The sequence below is a fragment of the Streptomyces sp. NPDC016851 genome (genome assembly GCF_055562795.1).
On record NZ_JBVHEP010000030.1, the window covers coordinates 86,947 to 105,188 of the forward strand.

Consider the following 18,242-nt stretch of genomic DNA (forward strand, 5'->3'; position numbering starts at 1 on the left):
AGGGTGACCGGCATCGCTACTCGGCCGCCGACTTCACGAGCTCGTCGACGGCGTACGGCATGGACAGCAGGGTGCCCTGGGAGATGGCCGCGCCGACCGCCGGGCCCTCGCTGTCCAGCAGGTAGGACACGTTGCCCTTCTTCACGGCGTCGAGGTTGGCGAACAGCTTGAACTTCTTCAGGGCCGCCGTGTCGGCCTTGTCGTTGATGACGAAGATGCGGTCGACGTCGACCAGGTCGACGCGCTCGGGCGAGAGCTTGGTGTAGAAGCTGCCGTCGGCGACCTTGTCGATCTCGGTCTGGTACTGGAAGCCGATGCCCGTCACGAGCCGGCCGCGCACATCGGTGGAGGTGAACGGCGCCACCGAGTTCTCGTACCAGGACAGTACGACGGCCTTCTGCTTCGCGAACTCGGGGTGCGCCTTCTTGGCCGTGTCCAGCTTGCCCTGGATGTCCTGCACCATCTTCTCGCCCTCCTCGGCCTTGCCGAGTGCCTTGGCGATGTGCAGGGCGTTGTCCTGCCAGGGGGCGCTGAACGGCTCCTTCTCGGCCTTGGTGCGGGCCACCGTCGGCGCGATCTTGGAGAGCTTGTCGTAGCCGGCCTGGTCGATCTCGGAGTAGACCGCGATGATCAGGTCGGGGCGCAGGGCGGCGATCTTCTCGTAGTTGGGGCCGGTGTCACCGTTCTTCATGATGACCTCGGGCTTGGTGTCGCCCCACTTGTCCTTCACCCAGGGCCACTGGGTGTTGATGTCGGGGCTCTGGCCCGCCGGGTTCGGGTACTGGTCGGTCATGCCGACCGGCTTGATGCCGAACGCCAGGACGCTCTGGTCGTCGGTGTAGCCGACCGTGACGACCCGCATCGGGGCCTCGGTGACCTTCGTGGTGCCGAACGCGTGCTCCACGGTGACCGGGAAGGCGCCGGCCGCGGCGGTCGAGGTGGTGTCGCTGCCCTTGTCCGCCGAGTCCGATTCGGAACCGCACCCCGCGAGGAGGCCGACGCCGAGCGTGGCGGCGGAGAGCAGTGCCGCGACCCGCCGCCATGGCTTCCTGCGCGTCGTTCTGTGGAGGAGCATCCGTCAATCCTCTTGCTTTTTCGCACTGTCCAGTACGCCCCCGGTAAGGGCAGGCAAACCGTATCGCAAGGCAGTAAGGTAAGCCTAGCCTTACTTATGTAACTTTCTGGCGAACTAGTCGAGTTGGACGTGCGTGCGACCGATCGGGACGATGAGCGGCCGGTCCCCCACCGGGTCGTCGATGATTTTGGCGCGCAGTCCGAACGCCTCCTGCAGCAGCTCGGCGGTCAGCACGTCACGGGGATGGCCCTGCGCCAGGATCGACCCCGCCCGCATCACGATGAGGTTGTCGCTGTAGCGCGCGGCCAGATTGAGGTCGTGCAGCACCATCACCACGGTGCATCCCGACTCGTGCAGATCGTCGACCAGATCGAGCACGTCCATCGCGTGCGCCAGGTCGAGATAGGTGGTCGGCTCGTCCAGCAGGAGCAGATCGGTGCCCTGGGCCAGGGTCATCGAGATCCAGACGCGCTGCCGCTGTCCGCCGGACAGCGCGTCGACCGGGCGGTCGGCCAGGTCGGACACCCCGGTCATGGTCAGCGCGCGCTCCACGACGTCGGCGTCGTCCGAGGACCACTGCCGCAGCCAGCTCTGGTGCGGATGGCGGCCCCTGGCGACCAGGTCGGCCACCGTCAGCCCCTCGGGCGCGACCGGCGCCTGAGGCAGTAGTCCGAGTTTCCTCGCCACGTCCCGCGTCCGGAGCCGGGCGATGTCGTCGCCGTCGAGCACGACCGTCCCCTTGGACGGCTTGAGCAGCCGGGACAGGGTGCGCAACAGGGTCGATTTCCCGCAGCCGTTGGGGCCGATGATGGTGGTGATCACGCCGGGGGGTATCGCCACGTCGAGATCGTCGATGACGGTCCGGGCGCCGTAGCCGACCGTGACGCCCCTGGCTGCCAGCCGTGAGGCTTGATCGGACTTCGACTCGACCCCGGTGACGGACTGAGTGACCACAAGGCCCCCTTACTTAGGCTCGCCTGACTTTGTACCAGCTATCTGCGGTTCGCCCGTACCAGCAGATAGACGAGGAAGGGGCCGCCGATCGCCGCGGTGACCACGCCGACCGGGAGACTGACGGGCAGTGCCGTGCGGGCGACCAGGTCCGAGCCGGTCAGCAGCAGCGCGCCGACCAGCGCGGAGGCCACCATGGGCGGCGTCGGGCAGCGCGCCAGCCGCATCGCCACCTGCGGGGCGACCAGCGCCACGAACGGGACCGGGCCCGCCGCGCTCACCGCCACACCCGCCAGCAGCACCGCGCACAGCAGGAGGACCGCCCGCACGGCCGAGTAACGGACGCCCAGACCGGCGGCGACGTCGTCACCGAGGTGCATCGGCTTGAACTGGAACGCGGCGCCCGTCACGACGAGCAGGAGAACGAGCGTGCCCCACAAGGCCACTTGGACCTCGTCCCACGACCGGTCGTCCAGCGAGCCCACCAGCCATACCTGGGCTTGGGCGACGTCCCTGATGTCGGCCGTGACCAGCAGCCAGGTCGTGAGCGCCTCCATCACGGCGCTCACCGAGATGCCGATGAGGATGAGCCGCATGCCGTCGATGCCGCGCCGCCAGGCGAGGAAGTACACCAGCAGGCCGGTGCCGAGACCGCCCATGAGGGCCGCCGCCGACAGGCCCACGGAGTTGACGACCGCCGCGGCCGTCCCGCCCGACGCCGTCACCAGGAACACCGCGACCGCGCTGGCGCCGTTCGTGATGCCCAGGACGTCCGGACTGGCCAGCGGGTTGCGGGCGATGGACTGCGTGAGCGCTCCGGACACCCCCAGCGCGATACCCACGACGAGCCCGGCCAGGGCCCGCGGCATCCGCAGGTCCATGATCACGAACTCGTCGACCCGCTCGCCACTGCCGAAGAGCGTGGCGATCACCTGGGGCAGTCCGATGGGGAAGTCCCCGACACCGATGGACAGACAGAACACCAGGAACGTCGCCGCCGCGAGCAGCAGCGAGACGCACACGATCCACGGCCGCCACACGAACGACACCCGGCCGAGCCGCACGCCCGGCGTCACCGACGGTTTCACGTCTGTCCTGTTCATGCGCGGCTTCACGCCTGTCCTGTTCATGCGCTCTTGAACTTTCCGCGCCACACCAGGGCCGCGAAGAACGGGGCGCCCAGCAGGGCGACGACGACACCCGCGTCCAGCTCGCTCGGCCGCACCACCAGGCGGCCCACGATGTCGCAGACCAGGAGGACGACGGCGCCGAGCAGACCCGCGTACGGCACCAGCCAGCGGTAGTCGGGGCCGGTCAGGTACCGGGCCACGTGGGCCACCATGAGCCCGAGGAAGGCGATGGGTCCGCAGGCGGCCGTCGCGGCGCCCGCCAGCAGGGTGATGGCGGTGATGCCGACGGTCCGGCTCAGCGTGATGTTCACCCCGAGCCCGCGCGCCACGTCGTCACCCAGGTTGAGCAGGTTGAGGGCGGGCAGCGTGATCAGGGCCAGCACCAGTCCGGCCGCGATGAACCCGGTCACCGGCCAGATGACGCCGAACCCGACGCCGGCCACGGAGCCCGCGTTCCAGAACCGCAGCGCGTTCAGCGACTTCTGGTCCGACAGGGCGATCGCCGTGGTCATGGCCGCGAGGAACACCGTGACTCCCTGCCCGGCCAGGGCGAGCGTCAGCGGGTTCCCGGCGCCCCGGCCGATGCTCGCAAGGCCGAACACCACGACACCGGCGACCGCCGCCCCGAGGAACGCGAACCAGATGTACTGGAACGGGTCGGAGAGCCCGAACACGGCGATCACCGTCACGACGGTGAACGAGGCGCCGGAGTTCACGCCCAGCAGGCCCGTGTCGGCGATCGGGTTGCGCGTGTACCCCTGGATCAGCGCCCCGCCGACCCCGAGGGCGACGCCCGCCACGATCGCGAGCACCGTCCGGGGCACCCGCACGGTCTCGACGATGAGCCTGATCTCGGTGAGCCGCTGGTCGGACTCCGGCGGCGCGAACAGCGCGTGCCACACCTCGCCGGGGCTCAGCGCGCGCGCCCCGACGGCCAACGACACCGCCCCCGCGGCCACGAGGACCAGCACCAGCGCGCCAAGTCCCACAACTCGCCGCCGACGGGCCTGAGTTGTGACCTTGGACGCGGGACGCTCCACTGCGATCGTGCCCATGTCGACGTACGTTATCCCTTTGTTCAGTGCCGCCGTGCCTGCCGGGTGGGTCGGACTAACGCGCCGTGCTGCCCGTTCCGTCGGCGACCGTCCGGGCCGCGTCGGAGACGGGCTTGCGGCCCCGGTCGAGGAGCGAGTCGAGGATCTCGCCGACCCTGATGGCGGTGTTGGACAGCAGGGACGAGGTGATGCCGTGCGTGTGCTCGGTGCCGCCCTGGAGGTAGATGCCGCAATGCAGATCCGGCTCCGTCGCGATGCGGTAGTCGCGCTCGACACGGACCCGGCCATCGTCGTCACGCAGGCAGCGGTCGGCCACCTCGCCGAGGAGACCGACGGGGTCGGCGGGGCTGTAGCCGGTGGCGAAGACCACGACATCGGCGTCGAGGAAGGTTTCCTCGCCGGTGACGAGGGAGGTGACGGAGGCCGTGACCTTGTCCGGCGTCTCGGTGACGCCGGTGAGCCGGGAGACGTTGAGGAAGCGCAGGCGCTCGGTGCCGAGGACCTTCTCCTGGTACATCTGCCGGTACAGGTCGTCGATCAGGTCGATGTCCACCACGGAGTAGTTGGTGTTGCCGTGGTAGTCCATCAGCCGGCGTTTGACGTCCTTCGGCGCCGCGAAGAACTCGTCGACGGCCTCGGGGTCGAAGATCCGGTTGGCGAAGGCACTGTCGTCGGCGGGGCTGTAGCCGTAGCGGGAGAAGACGGCGCAGACCTCGGCCCCGGGGAAGCGCCGGTGCAGGTAGGCGACGTTCTCGGCGGCACTCTGCCCCGCGCCCACGACGACGAACCGGGACGGCGAGGTGCCCTCCAACGCGTCGACCCGGCCCAGCAGTTCGGAGTTGTGCCAGACGCGGTCGCTGCGCTCCACGCCCTCCGGCATGAGGGGGCGCAGGCCGGTGCCGAGGACGAGGTTGCGGGCCCGGTGGACCTCCAGACCCTCCCCCGAACGGACCGTCACATCCAGGTACTCCACAACGCCGTCGCGCATGACGGGCATGACGCCGACGACCTCGTGGCCGTAGGAGACCATGTCGTCGACCTGGCCCGCGGCCCACTCGAAGTAGTCGTGGAACTCCACCCGCAGCGGGAAGAGGTTCTTGTGGTTGATGAAGTCGATCAGCCGTCCCTTGCTCTTGAGGTAGCACAGGAAGCTGTACTCGCTGGCCGGGTTCCGGAGCGTCACCAGGTCCTTGAGGAAGGACACCTGCATGGTCGCGTCGTCGATGAGCATGCCTCGGTGCCAGCCGAAGCGCGGCTGCTGCTCGAAGAAGTGCGCGGAGACCGCCTCTTCCCCACCGGCGCGCGCGTTGTGCTCGCTGAGCGCGATCGCCATGGCCACGTTGGACGGCCCGAAGCCGATGCCAATGAGGTCGTGGATCAAAGGGGCGTCGCCAGGACGAGCCTGTGCCATGTCACTCCCATCGTACGAAGTCGGGCACGCCGAAAGAGGCACCACCCAAAACTTAGGTAAGGCTAAGCTCATCCCGTAGGGCTGTCTATAGACAAAACGGACACGTGAGCAGCGCCCGATCGTCAACACGCCCACAAACCGGCCCCGTTGACCACTTAGGTAAGCCTTGCTTTACTGGCCACGGCCATTCCCTGCTTCTAGGAGGAACCCCATGCGGGTCGTCATGTTCGGTTACCAGACCTGGGGCCACCGCACCCTCCAAGCCCTCCTGGACTCCGAGCACGACGTGGTCCTGGTCGTGACGCACCCCAAGAGCGAGCACGCCTACGAGAAGATCTGGAGCGACTCGGTCGCCGACCTCGCCGAGGAGAACGGCGTACCGGTCGTGATCCGCAACCGCCCTGACGACGACGAGCTGTTCGAGCACCTCAAGGAGGCCGACCCGGACATCATCGTGGCCAACAACTGGCGTACGTGGATTCCGCCGCGCATCTTCGACCTGCCGCGTCACGGCACGCTGAACGTGCACGACTCGCTGCTGCCGAAGTACGCCGGCTTCTCGCCGCTGATCTGGGCGCTGATCAACGGCGAGCCCGAAGTGGGCGTCACCGCGCACATGATGAACGACGAGCTCGACGCCGGCGACATCGTGCGGCAGGAGGCCGTGGCGGTCGGGCCGGCCGACACGGCGACCGACCTGTTCCACAAGACCGTCGACCTCATCGCCCCGGTCACCATCGGCGCGCTCGACCTCATCGCCTCGGGGCAGACGGAGTTCACCAAGCAGGACCGCTCCCGGGCCAGCTTCTTCCACAAGCGGTCCATCGAGGACAGCCGCATCGACTGGACCTGGCCGGCCGAGGACCTGGAGCGGCTGGTCCGCGCCCAGTCCGAGCCGTACCCCAGCGCCTTCACGTTCCACAAGAGCAAGCGGCTGGAGGTGCTGGCCGCGGTCGTCTCCGAGGGCCGGTACGGCGGCACACCCGGCCGCATCTTCTACCGCGAGGGCGAGGGCGTGGTGATCGTCGCCGGAGCCGACGCCCGCACCGGCCGCAACCGCGGCCTGGCCATCACGCGTGTCCGGACCGAGGACGGCCGGGAGCTGCCCGCGACCGAGTACTTCACCGCCATGGGCGGTTACTTGACCAACCAGCCCTGAGCCCCCTGTGAAACTTCTGTGCAACGCGTGCGACTTCAAGTTTCAAGATTCCGTCGGCGGACGGCGGCTGCGACAGTGAGTCCCATGGGGGCAGTACTTGACGTCGAGTCGAACCACCGGGACCTCAGTTGGCCTACCACGACACGTACCACCGGACAGCCGCCGCACTCCTGAGCCCCGTCCTCGGCTGGGTCCTGGCCCTCACCGGGGCCGTGGTGCTTCCCCTGACCGTCGCGACGGCCCTCGAACCGGAACCCGGGCAGTGGCATGACCAGAGCCCCGGCCTGTACACCGTGCGGATCGCGGAGGATGCGGCGAAGAAGCCGGGCGTCCCGGCGCCGAAGACCGACGGCCCGCCGTAGTCAGGGGGTCACGCCCGCCAGGCGTACCGCCGTTCGGGCCGGCCGGCGACGCCGTAGCGCAGGGACACCTCCGCGCTGCCGGTGCCGTGGAAGTACTCCAGGTAGCGGCGGGCGCTCACCCGGGACACGCCGGTCAGCGCGGCGCACTCGGAGGCGGACAGGGTGCCGTCCGCCTCGCGCAGGGCCCGCTCGACGAGTTCGGCGGTCTCCACGCTCATGCCCTTCGGCAGTGCGGGGGCCGGTGCGGGGACGCCGGCTCCGGCCAGCACCCGGTCGATGTCGGCCTGGCCTCGCACCACCGCCGTGAGCAGCCGGCCCCGCTGGGCGGCGTAGCGCTCCAGGCGGGAGCGCAGGTCCTCGAAGTCGAAGGGTTTCAGGAGGTAGTCCACGACCCCCTGCCGGACGGCGCCGCGGACCGCGTCGGCCTCCTGCGCGGCGCTGATGACCATGACGTCGCAGTCGTGGCCCGCGGTGCGCAGCCGGGGGATGACGTCCAGACCGAAGAGGTCGGGGAGATACAGGTCGAGCAGGACGAGGTCGGGGCGCAGTTCGTCCACGGCCTCGATCGCCTGTCCGCCGGTGTGTGCCACGCCGACGACCCGGAACGGCTCGACGCGTTCGACGTAGGCGCGGTGGACCCGGGCCACCATGAAGTCGTCGTCGACCACGAGGACGTCGATCGTGCCCGCCTTGGCATCTGTTCCGGTCGGGCCGTCCCCTCCGGCCGTGTCGCCTGCTCTGATCATGTCGCCCAGTCTGGTCGTGTCGCCCGGTCTGGTCATGGGGCCGCTCCTTCCGCCACCGCTTCGGGGAGGTGGCTGACGGTCATGCGTGCGGTGAACACGGCCCCGTCGGGGGTGTTGGCCACCGAGATCTCTCCCCCGTGCCGTTCGCAGACCAGCTTGGTCAGGGCCAGTCCGATGCCGCGCTCGCCCTCCCGGGCGGCCTTGGTGGTGAAGCCGTGGGAGAACACCTCGCGGGCCAGTTCGGGAGCCACGCCCGGCCCCGAGTCCCGTACCGCGATCTCCACACTGGAGGCGTCCTGCCGCAGCGCCACCTCGACCCACCGTTCCCCGGCGTGCGCCGCGGCGTCGACGGCGTTGTCCACGAGGTTGCCCACCACGGTCGCCACGTCGGCGGCGTCCTCCGGGGCCAGCCGCTCCAGCGCGGTGTCGTCCGAGATGCGCAGGCTGACCTTCCGTTCGGCCGCGAGGGACGCCTTCGCCATCAGCAGCGCGGCCACCGCGGTGTCCCGGACGCGGCGGCTGAGGGTGACGTCCAGGGACTGGCGGCGCTGGTTCAGCGCGCGGATGTAGCGCACCACTTCGTCCTGCTCGCCGATCTGGATCAGCCCGGAGATGGTGTGCAGCTGGTTGGCGAACTCGTGCGCCTGCGCCCGCAGCAGCTCCGAGGAGCTGCGGAAGGAGCCGATCTCCCGCTCCAGGCGGGCCAGTTCCGTGCGGTCGCGCAGGGTGGTGACCGAGCCGAGGAGCCGGCCGTCCTTGGTGACGGTCATCCGGTTCATCACCAGGACCCGGCCGTGGCGGACGACGACCTCGTCCCGCTTGCCCGCGGCGGTGCCGGACAGCACGTCGCGCAGCCGTCCGTCGATGCCCAGGCCGTCCAGGCTCTGGCCGACGCAGTCCTCGGGCAGGTCGAGCAGGCGGCGGCCCATGTCGTTGACGAGGGTGAGCCGGTGCTGTGGATCCAGGGCGACCACGCCCTCGGCGATCCCGTACAGCATCGCCTCCCGGTGCTCGGCGAGTCCCGCGATCTCCCCCGGCTCCAGCCCGAGGGTCTGCCGCTTCACCCGCCGCGCGAGCAGCCAGGAACCGGCCACGCCGAGCCCGCTGGCGATGCCCAGATAGGCGAGCAGATACGAGGAGGCGCCGCTGAGCCGCTGCCAGACGGTCGGATCGGCCTCGCCGATCATCACCGTGCCGAGGATCCGGCCGAGGTTCTCCTCCGCCGCCCCGAGGACGGGGACCTGGGCGGCCAGCTCGCGGCTGCCGTCCAGCGTCAGCTGCCCCGACCAGCCCCGCGCCTGGTCGGCGCCCGGCTCGGCGGGCAGCCGCTCGCCGACCACCGTCGGGTTCGTGGAGCTGACGATCCGGCCCGAGGCGTCGGCCACCGTCACCGAGGTCACTCCGGACTGCGCCTGCGTGGCCAGCACCAGCGGGGCGAGCGTCTCCCCGGGCGCGGGACGCACCAGCTGGCTGCGCACCAGGGGGTTGGCGGCCAGCTGTTCGGCCAGCGCGCTCACCCGGCGTCCCTCGACCCGGTTGAAAGTGGCCTGCGACTGGGCGAGCGAGACCGCGGCGACCGCCAGCAGCACCATCACGACGATGGCGAGCTGGAGCACCAGCATCTCGCCCGCGAGCGAATGGCGACGAAAGGTGGCGACCACAAGGAACTCACTTCGGTGCCGACACAGGTGGGGCGGCTCATGTGCCGAGTCGCACAATCATGACCCCGGCCAGGCAAAACCGGAAGTGAGGTGTCAGGAGAGGTACCGGACCGAGGCCCGGGCCGGCGGCTGGTTCCTCCGGCAGCGGTGACGTCAGGAGGCGCTCGCGTCCGGGCCGGTGCCCCGCAACTCCCTGACCGTGCCGCCGAGTTTCGCGCGGAGGGGCTCCAGCATCTCCGGCTTGGCGCTGACCACCCAGCGCATGCCGACGAGGTACTTGCCCCCGTAGACGCTGGCCGACTCCAGCCACGTCTCCTTGAGCTTCTCCTCGGGGAAGGTGGTGATGAGGTAGTCACCCTTCTTCGTGTGGCAGACGCCCTCGCGCAGTTCCTCCGCCTCGGTGCGGATCTTCACCTTGCAGCCGGTCAGGCCGGCGATCACCTCCACCTTCGCCGGCGCGACGACGCCGGCGGCGGGAGCGGCGGACCCGCTCGGGGTCGCCGTCCTGCCGCGGGCGGCGGGCTCGGCGTCGTCACCGCCGCCGCAGGCGGTGACGACGGGGAGCATCACCAGTGCGGCGGCCGGTGCGGCGGCGCGCAGCCGCCGGGCCCGGGGCAGGGACCGGCGGCTGGATCGTGCGTGCGGTTGCTGCTGGGACACGTCGTCTCTCCGGATGCGGACCGTCCCGCCCTCGCGGGCGGGCAGGAGTGCTCGTCAGGGGTACGGACGCGCTCCCGGAGCCGTTCACCGAGGTCGGGCGTGTTACGCGGCGGCCTCCTCCACGACCGTGCTCTGCGTCCCGCCGAACTGGGTCCGGTACAGCTCCGCGTACCGCTCCCCCGCCGCCAGGAGTTCCTCGTGCGTGCCGCGTTCCACGATCCGGCCGGCCTCGACGACCAGGATCTGGTCGGCTGTCCGGATCGTGGAGAGCCGGTGGGCGATCACGACCGCCGTCCTGCCTTCGAGGGCTTCGGCCAGTGCCTCCTGGACGGCGGCCTCGGAGGTGTTGTCCAGGTGGGCGGTGGCCTCGTCGAGGATGACGACGCGCTGTCGGGCCAGCAGCAGCCGGGCGATGGTCATGCGCTGGCGCTCGCCGCCGGAGAGCCGGTAGCCGCGTTCGCCGACCACCGTGTCGAGACCGTCGGGCAGCGACCGTACGAGGTCGTCGAGACGGGCCCGGCGCAGGGCGTCCCACAGGTCGCTCTCCGTGGCCGAGGGACGGGCCAGGAGGAGGTTGGCGCGGACGGTGTCGTGGAAGAGGTGCCCGTCCTGGGTGACCATGCCGAGCGTCTCCCGCAGGGAGCGCGCGCTCAGGTCGCGGACGTCGACGCCGCCGACGCGTACGGCGCCCTCGTCGACGTCGTACAGGCGCGGCAGCAGCCCCGCGACGGTCGACTTGCCCGCGCCGGAGGAGCCGACGAGCGCCACGGTCTGCCCCGGCTCGGCGCGGAAGGAGATGCCGTGCAGGACCTCGTCGCCGCCCCGCTTGTCGAGTGTGGCGACCTCTTCCAGGGAGGCCAGGGAGACCTTGTCGGCGGCGGGGTAACCGAAGCGGACCCGGTCGAACTCGACCGCCACGGGCCCGTCGGGCACCCGGCGCGCGTCCGGCTTCTCCTCGATGAGCGGCTTCAGGTCGAGCACCTCGAAGACCCGCTCGAAGCTCACCAGGGCGCTCATGACCTCGACCCGCGCCCCGGCCAGCGCGGTCAGCGGCGCGTACAGCCGGGTCAGGAGCAGCGCCAGCGACACGACCGCGCCGGGTTCCAGTGTGCCGCGCAGGGCGAGGGTGCCGCCGAGGCCGTAGACCAGGGCGAGGGCGAGCGCGGAGACCAGGGTGAGGGCGGTGATGAACGCGGCCTGGGCGGTCGCCGTCCGGACGCCGATGTCCGCGACCCGGCGGGCGCGTTCGGCGAACTCCGCCGACTCCTCCTCGGGGCGCCCGAAGAGCTTGACCAGGGTGGCGCCGGGTGCGGAGAAGCGCTCGGTCATGCGGGTGCCCATGGCCGCGTTCAGCGTCGCCGCCTCCCGCTGCATACGGGCCATACGGCTGCCCATGCGCCGGGCCGGGATCACGAACACCGGCAGCAGCACCAGCGCGAGCAGGGTGATCTGCCAGGACAGCGTGAGCATCACGGCGAGGGTGAGCAGCAGCGTGACGAGGTTGCTGACCACTCCGGACAGGGTGTTGCTGAACGCGCGCTGGGCGCCGATGACGTCGTTGTTGAGTCGGGAGACCAGGGCGCCCGTACGAGTGCGTGTGAAGAACGCCACGGGCATGCGCTGCACATGGTCGAAGACGGCGGTCCGCAGATCGAGGATGAGGTGCTCGCCGAGCGTCGCCGACAGCCTCCGGCCGAGGATGCCCAGCGCCGCCTCCGCCACCGCGATCAGCGCGATGAGCAGGGACAGGCGTACGACGGTGCCCTCCGTGCCGTCCGAGACGATCGCGTCGACGACACTCCCGGCCAGGACCGGGGTCGCCACGGCGAGCAGGGCGGTCCCCACTCCGAGCAGGACGAACAGGGCGATACGGCGCCGGTGCGGGCGGGCGAACGCTCCGATGCGGCGCAGGGTGGCGAGGGCGAGGGGGCGGCGCTCCTCCTGGGCGTTCATGACGCTGTGCAGTTGTGTCCACGCTGTGGTCTCCATACTCATGACAGAGAACGTAGAACCTCAAGCAATCTTGAGGTCAAGGCGCTCGCACATCGCCCCGACATCCCGCACAATCGGCCCGTTCCCCCTCTTCCCGCTCCCCGACTCCCCGATCCCGTCTCCCCGTTCCCCCCGCAAAGGCCCCCATGACGTTCTCCTCCCAGCCGCTCCCCGTCCGTAAGACGCCGTCCGCACGTCCGCAACCCGCCGTTGGCGGGGCATGGGAAGCCTCTGCTGACGTGACAGCGGTAGAACTCCCCGAACTCCGCCCGGGACGGCTCCCCCGTCGCGTCCCGGTCCGCCGCCTGCGTCAGATCCTGTGTCTGCTTCCGCTCCTGCTGGTCACCGTGGTCGCGGTGCGGCACCGGTCCGTACTCGCCGAGGGCTTCGCGCATCTGGGCGACGCCGAGTGGCCGTGGCTGCTGGCCGCGGTCGGCGCGACCTGTCTGACCTGGGTCGCCGCCGCCTGCACCCGGCAGGGGGCGGTCGTCGAGCGGCTGCCCCGACGGCGGCTGCTGGCCACGCAGTTCGCGGCCGGTGCCGCCAACCACCTGCTGCCGACCGGGCTGGGCGCGAGCGCGGTCAACCTGCGGTTCATGACGGTGTGCGGGCTGCCGCTCGCCCGTTCGTCGGCGGCTCTCGCCCTGTATCTGCTGGCGGAGAGCATCGGCCGGGTGGCCCTGCTGGGTGCCCTGCTCATCGCGTTCCCCGACGCGCTGCGGCTCGGCACACTGGTTCCGGAGACGGCGTTCGGCCCCCTGCTGGCCGGTGCCGGTGTGGTGTTCGTCATCGCGGTGGCCGTGCTGACCCTGGTGCGGCGGGTGCGCTCGGCCGTGCTGTCCTTCCTGCGGACGGCGCTCGGCGAGGCCCGCTCCGTGCACACCCGTCCGGCCCGGGCCTTCGCCCTGTGGGGCGGATCCTTCGCGTTCCCCGCGTTGCAGGCGACCGTCCTGGTTCTGGTGGGCCGGGCGATGGGGCTGGACGTGCCGCCCGCGCACATGGCGGTGGCCTACCTGGCGGCGACGGTCGCCGTCGCGCTGGTACCCACGCCGGGCGGGATCGGCTCGGTGGAGGCGGCGCTGGTCGTGGCGCTGGTGGCGGCGGGCGGCCCCGCCGCGGTGGCCACGGCCGTGGTCCTCGCCTTCCGCGTCATCACGGTCTGGCTGCCGCTGCTCCCGGGCGCGCTGACGCTGGCGGCGCTGGTACGGCTGAAGGTCATCTGACGGCCAGGCAGGCCCCGCAGTCCCTGGCGGTGTTCCCCGGCTCGGTCCGTTGCCCGGTACGAAACCCCGTGCGGAATGCGGCAGGATGAACGGTCGTGCCGACCGCAGGTCAGGGTGGCCGGGCACGGCGGAACATCCCGCAGGACGAACAGGTGACGACGTGACGAAACTTCACATCCGGCCGCCGGAAACGGCGTTCGCCGCAGTTCTTCTTCCCGGAGGTGACAAGTGAACCGGGAGCTCACCGCGGACGATCTGGTCTTCGCCGGCATCGCCATGGCGTCGGGCCTGCTGGCCGCCTTCGCGCTGCGCATGCTGCTGCGCTGGCTGGGCAGGCACGCCGACCGGACCCGCTGGAGCGGGGACGACGTCATCGTGCACGCGCTGCGGGCCGTCCTGCCGTGGGCCGCGGTGGTGGGCGGCGCGGCGGGCGCGGCGGCGGTGCTGCCGCTGAACCGGGCGGTGCAGCACACCACCAACCAGGTGCTCACCGTGCTGCTGATCTTCGTGGCGACGGTGTCGGCGGCGCGGGTGGTGGCCGGCCTGGTGCGCTCGGTCACCCAGTCCCGTTCCGGGGTGGCCGGCTCGGCCACGATCTTCGTCAACATCACCCGGATCCTGGTCCTGGCGATCGGCTTCCTCGTGGTGCTCCAGACCCTGGGGATCTCCATAGCCCCGCTGCTCACCGCCCTGGGTGTCGGTGGTCTCGCGGTCGCGCTGGCACTGCAGGACACCCTCGCCAACCTCTTCGCGGGCATCCACATCCTCGCGTCCAAGACCGTCCAGCCCGGTGACTACATCCGCCTCAGCAGCGGTGAGGAGGGCTACGTCGAGGACATCAACTGGCGGCAGACGACCATCCGCAACCTGTCCAACAACCTCGTCGTGATCCCCAACGGCCAGCTCGCCCAGGCGAACATGACCAACTTCATGCGGCCGGAGGAGCAGCTGACCATCCTGGTCCAGGTCGGGGTGGCCTACGACAGCGACCTGGACCAGGTGGAGCGGGTGACCAACGAGGTCATCGCCGAGACGATGACCGAGGTCGAGGGCGCCGTGCCGGACCACGAGCCGATCATCCGGTTCCACACCTTCGGCGACTCCCGCATCGGCTTCACGGTGATCCTGGGCGTCGGGGAGTTCAGCGACCAGTACCGGATCAAGCACGAGTTCATCAAGCGGCTGCACAGGCGCTACCGCGCGGAGGGCATCCGCATCCCGGCACCGGCCCGAACGGTGGCGCTCCAGCAGGGCGGGGTGGTCATCCCGCAGCAGCGCACGGGCGAGATCGAGCCGAACGAGATGTCCTCGGCCCGGTTCGACTGAGGCCTCGCGGGGGCGGCTGCGGTGCTCTTTGGCAGGCGGCCGCCACCGTGACCTGCACCAGCCGGGGGCTCTTAGCGAGCGAGACGAGTCGGGTGGGCGATCTCCTCGCCGATCGGACGGCGGGCGCCGGACGGCGGGCGCCGGGCAGCGGACGCCGGCGGACGGGCGGCGGTGGCCAAGCGGCGGACGCCGGGGGCCGGGCGGCCGGGGGCCGGGCGGCCGGGGGCCGGGCGGCCGGGGGCCGGGCGGCCGGGGGCCGGGCGGCCGGGGGCCGGGCGGCCGGGCGGCTGGGTGGCCGGGCGGCCGGGGGCCGGGCGGCCGGGCGGCTGGGTGGCCGGGCGGCCGGGGGCCGGGCGGTCGGGCGGCTGGGTGGCCGGGCGGCCGGGCGGTCGGGGGCCGGGCGGTCGGGGGCCGGGGGCCGGGCGGTCGGGGGGCCATGAGGGAGCGAGACGAGTACGGGTAGGCGACCCGCTCGCCGATCGGACGGCGGGCGCCGGACGGCGGAGGGCGGGCGCCGGTAACCGGGCGCGGACACCAGTGGCCAGAGGGCGGACGCCCGTGGCCGGGCGGCGGTGACCGGGCAGCGAACGCAGGGCGGCCGTGGCCCGGAGGGCCACGAGCGAGCGAGACGAGTACGGATAGGCGACCCGCTCGCCGATCGGACGGCGGGCGCCGGACGGCGGAGGGCGGGCGCCGGTAACCGGGCGCGGACACCAGTGGCCGGGGGCAGGCGCCGGTGGCCGGGCGCGGACACCAGTGGCCGGGGGGGCAGGCGCCGGTGACCGGGGGACGCCGGTGGCCGGCGGTGACCGGGCAGCGCACGCCGGTGGCCGGGCGGCCATGGCCGGACGGCGGACGCCGGTGGCCGGGCGGCCATGGCCGGACGGCGGGCGCCGTGCGCCGGACGGCGGCGGCGTGCGGCAACCCGTCGGCATTCCGGCCCGGGCGTTCGCGGCGAGCTGACGAGCGGGCGAGGCGGCCGGGAGGCGCGGCTGAGGCCGGAGAAGCCGGGGCCGCCGAGAGCGGCGGCCCCTCCAGCCCGAAGCCGTCGCCGCGCCGACCAGGGCAGTCGCGGGGCCGTCACCCGCCGCACCGTCTCCCCGGCCCGGGTCCCGGGGCGGTCGGTGGCGCGAAACTGGGCGTGGACCCCTGTCGAGACCAGGTCGGTCAGGAGATATCTTGATGTCGAGCAATGTTGCAGACGTGGAGCGGAGCACCCGGTGACTGACTCGACCATCATCTATACGCACACTGACGAGGCCCCGGCCCTGGCAACGTATTCCTTCCTGCCGGTGGTCCAGGCGTACGCCTCGCAGGCGGGTGTCGCCGTCGAAACCCGCGACATCTCGCTGGCCGGGCGCATCATCGCCCTGTTCCCGGAGTACCTCACCGAGGACCAGCGCATCCCCGACGCGCTCGCGGAGCTCGGCCAGCTGGCCAAGACGCCCGCCGCCAACATCATCAAGCTGCCGAACATCTCGGCGTCGATCCCGCAGCTCAAGGCCGCCGTCGCCGAGCTCCAGGGCCAGGGCTACGCGCTGCCGGCCTACCCGGACGACCCCAAGACCGACGAGGAGCGCGAGATCCGCGCCCGCTACGACAAGGTCAAGGGCTCCGCCGTGAACCCGGTCCTGCGTGAGGGCAACTCGGACCGCCGGGCCCCCGCCTCGGTCAAGAACTACGCCAAGAACCACCCGCACCGCATGGGCGCCTGGTCCGCCGACTCCAAGACGAGCGTGGCGACCATGGGCCAGAACGACTTCCGCTCCACCGAGAAGTCCGTGGTGATCGCCGAGGACGGCGCGCTGCGCATCGAGCTCGTCGGCGACGACGGCACCACCACCGTGCTGCGCGAGTCCGTACCCGTCCAGCAGGGCGAGGTCGTCGACGCCTCCGTGATGCGGGTCGCCGCGCTGCGCGAGTTCCTGGCGGCGCAGGTCGCCGAGGCCAAGGCCCAGGGTGTGCTGTTCTCGGTGCACCTGAAGGCGACGATGATGAAGGTCTCCGACCCGATCGTCTTCGGCCACGTGGTGCGCGTCTTCTTCCCGAAGACGTTCGCGAAGTACGGCGACAAGCTCGCCGCGGCCGGCCTGACCCCGAACGACGGTCTGGGCGGCATCTACAAGGGCCTGGACGCCCTGCCGGAGGGCGCCGAGATCAAGGCCTCCTTCGACGCCGAGCTCACCGAGGGCCCGGAGCTGGCGATGGTCGACTCCGACAAGGGCATCACGAACCTGCACGTGCCCTCGGACGTCATCATCGACGCCTCCATGCCGGCCATGATCCGCAGCTCCGGCCACATGTGGGGCGCGGACGGGCAGGAGCACGACGCCCTTGCGGTCATCCCGGACTCCTCCTACGCGGGCGTCTACCAGGCCGTGATCGAGGACTGCAAGGCCAACGGCGCCTTCGACCCGTCCACCATGGGCACGGTGCCGAACGTCGGCCTCATGGCCCAGAAGGCCGAGGAGTACGGCAGCCACGACAAGACCTTCGAGATCGCCACCACGGGCACGGTCCGCCTGGTCGACCAGAACGGCACCGCGCTCATCGAGCAGACCGTCTCGGCCGGTGACATCTTCCGCGCCTGCCAGACCAAGGACGCGCCGATCCGGGACTGGGTGAAGCTGGCCGTCACCCGCGCCCGCGCCACCGGCGACCCGGCGGTGTTCTGGCTGGACGAGACCCGCGCGCACGACGCCAACCTGATCGCCAAGGTCAAGGCGTACCTGCCGGAGCACGACACCGAGGGCCTGGACATCCGGATCCTGAACCCGGTCGAGGCCACGAAGCTGTCGGTGGAGCGCATCCGCCGCGGCGAGAACACCATCTCGGTGACCGGCAACGTGCTGCGCGACTACCTGACCGACCTGTTCCCGATCCTGGAGCTGGGCACCAGCGCCAAGATGCTGTCGGTCGTCCCGCTGATGGCGGGCGGCGGCCTGTTCGAGACGGGTGCGGGCGGCTCGGCGCCGAAGCACGTCCAGCAGCTGGTCAAGGAGAACTACCTGCGCTGGGACTCCCTGGGTGAGTTCTTCGCCCTCGTGCCGTCCCTCGAGCAGTTCGCCAAGGTGACGGGCAACGCCCGCGCCCAGGTCCTCGCCGACGCCCTCGACCGCGCCACGGCGACCTTCCTCAACGAGGACAAGTCGCCGACCCGCCGCGTCGGCGGCATCGACAACCGCGGCAGCCACTTCTACCTGTCCCTGTACTGGGCGCAGGAGCTGGCCCAGCAGACCGACGACGCGGACCTGGCGAAGGCGTTCGCGCCGATCGCCGAGACGCTCGCCGCCAACGAGCAGAAGATCGTCGACGAGCTGGCCGCCGTCCAGGGCAAGCCGGCCGACATCGGCGGCTACTACCAGCCCGACCCGGCGAAGGCCGCCGAGGTCATGCGCCCGTCCGCCACGTGGAACGAGGCGCTGGCGTCCCTGAGCTGACGCCCCGGGCCCCATCGGCCCACCCGCTCCGCCCCGGCCGGCGCACCGCCC

14 protein-coding genes are annotated in these 18,242 nt (G+C 71.3%); 5 read left to right on the forward strand and 9 right to left on the reverse strand.

Features of this window, described 5'->3' with window-relative positions; all coding sequences use genetic code 11:
- Positions 1–16: 16 nt before the first annotated feature.
- The 5 genes from ACZ3I3_RS35445 to ACZ3I3_RS35465 all read right to left on the reverse strand — a co-directional run bounded on the left by ACZ3I3_RS35445 (position 17) and on the right by ACZ3I3_RS35465 (position 5,622).
- Entirely contained in the window at positions 17–1,075 is a 1,059-nt protein-coding gene (locus ACZ3I3_RS35445; protein WP_467371867.1) for an iron-siderophore ABC transporter substrate-binding protein, read from the reverse strand.
- A gap of 114 nt (positions 1,076–1,189) precedes the next feature.
- Positions 1,190–2,029 carry an ABC transporter ATP-binding protein gene (locus tag ACZ3I3_RS35450; protein ID WP_467371870.1) on the reverse strand — a complete coding sequence of 280 codons (840 nt, stop codon included), beginning with the start codon at positions 2,027–2,029 and terminating at the stop codon, positions 1,190–1,192.
- A 38-nt stretch (positions 2,030–2,067) separates the two neighbouring features.
- The gene (locus ACZ3I3_RS35455) at positions 2,068–3,129 is read right to left on the reverse strand and encodes a FecCD family ABC transporter permease (RefSeq protein WP_467371872.1); all 1,062 of its coding nucleotides are present in this window, start codon (positions 3,127–3,129) and stop codon (positions 2,068–2,070) included.
- A gap of 23 nt (positions 3,130–3,152) precedes the next feature.
- The gene (locus tag ACZ3I3_RS35460; protein ID WP_467371874.1) at positions 3,153–4,211 is read right to left on the reverse strand and encodes a FecCD family ABC transporter permease; all 1,059 of its coding nucleotides are present in this window, start codon (positions 4,209–4,211) and stop codon (positions 3,153–3,155) included.
- 55 nt (positions 4,212–4,266) lie between these two features.
- Complete coding sequence (locus ACZ3I3_RS35465) at positions 4,267–5,622, reverse strand: lysine N(6)-hydroxylase/L-ornithine N(5)-oxygenase family protein (RefSeq protein WP_467371876.1); 1,356 nt, start codon at positions 5,620–5,622, stop codon at positions 4,267–4,269.
- A 211-nt stretch (positions 5,623–5,833) separates the two neighbouring features.
- Here ACZ3I3_RS35465 and ACZ3I3_RS35470 point away from each other — a divergent pair, with 211 nt between their 5' ends.
- Positions 5,834–6,781: a methionyl-tRNA formyltransferase gene (locus ACZ3I3_RS35470; RefSeq protein ID WP_467371878.1), complete on the forward strand. Its 948-nt coding sequence runs from the start codon at positions 5,834–5,836 to the stop codon at positions 6,779–6,781.
- A 128-nt stretch (positions 6,782–6,909) separates the two neighbouring features.
- Positions 6,910–7,143, forward strand: a complete 234-nt coding sequence (locus ACZ3I3_RS35475; protein WP_467371880.1) for a hypothetical protein — start codon at positions 6,910–6,912, stop codon at positions 7,141–7,143.
- An 8-nt stretch (positions 7,144–7,151) separates the two neighbouring features.
- On the opposite strand, the gene ACZ3I3_RS35480 is transcribed toward ACZ3I3_RS35475, so the two are convergent.
- From ACZ3I3_RS35480 to ACZ3I3_RS35495, 4 genes are all read right to left on the reverse strand, one after another.
- Complete coding sequence (locus tag ACZ3I3_RS35480; RefSeq protein WP_467371904.1) at positions 7,152–7,889, reverse strand: response regulator; 738 nt, start codon at positions 7,887–7,889, stop codon at positions 7,152–7,154.
- Between the two features lie 32 nt (positions 7,890–7,921).
- The gene (locus ACZ3I3_RS35485) at positions 7,922–9,550 is read right to left on the reverse strand and encodes a sensor histidine kinase (RefSeq protein WP_467371882.1); all 1,629 of its coding nucleotides are present in this window, start codon (positions 9,548–9,550) and stop codon (positions 7,922–7,924) included.
- A gap of 153 nt (positions 9,551–9,703) precedes the next feature.
- On the reverse strand, positions 9,704–10,210 hold the full coding sequence (locus ACZ3I3_RS35490; RefSeq protein ID WP_467371884.1) for a hypothetical protein: 507 nt from the start codon (positions 10,208–10,210) through the stop codon (positions 9,704–9,706).
- Between the two features lie 102 nt (positions 10,211–10,312).
- Positions 10,313–12,199 (reverse strand): ABC transporter ATP-binding protein, encoded by a 1,887-nt coding sequence (locus tag ACZ3I3_RS35495; RefSeq protein WP_467371906.1) that lies wholly within the window; start codon positions 12,197–12,199, stop codon positions 10,313–10,315.
- 326 nt (positions 12,200–12,525) lie between these two features.
- Here ACZ3I3_RS35495 and ACZ3I3_RS35500 point away from each other — a divergent pair, with 326 nt between their 5' ends.
- The 3 genes from ACZ3I3_RS35500 to ACZ3I3_RS35510 all read left to right on the forward strand — a co-directional run bounded on the left by ACZ3I3_RS35500 (position 12,526) and on the right by ACZ3I3_RS35510 (position 18,191).
- On the forward strand, positions 12,526–13,425 hold the full coding sequence (locus ACZ3I3_RS35500; RefSeq protein WP_467371908.1) for a lysylphosphatidylglycerol synthase transmembrane domain-containing protein: 900 nt from the start codon (positions 12,526–12,528) through the stop codon (positions 13,423–13,425).
- A 228-nt stretch (positions 13,426–13,653) separates the two neighbouring features.
- The gene (locus tag ACZ3I3_RS35505; RefSeq protein ID WP_467371886.1) at positions 13,654–14,751 is read left to right on the forward strand and encodes a mechanosensitive ion channel family protein; all 1,098 of its coding nucleotides are present in this window, start codon (positions 13,654–13,656) and stop codon (positions 14,749–14,751) included.
- 1,220 nt (positions 14,752–15,971) lie between these two features.
- Positions 15,972–18,191, forward strand: a complete 2,220-nt coding sequence (locus ACZ3I3_RS35510; protein ID WP_467371888.1) for an NADP-dependent isocitrate dehydrogenase — start codon at positions 15,972–15,974, stop codon at positions 18,189–18,191.
- Positions 18,192–18,242: the final 51 nt, after the last annotated feature.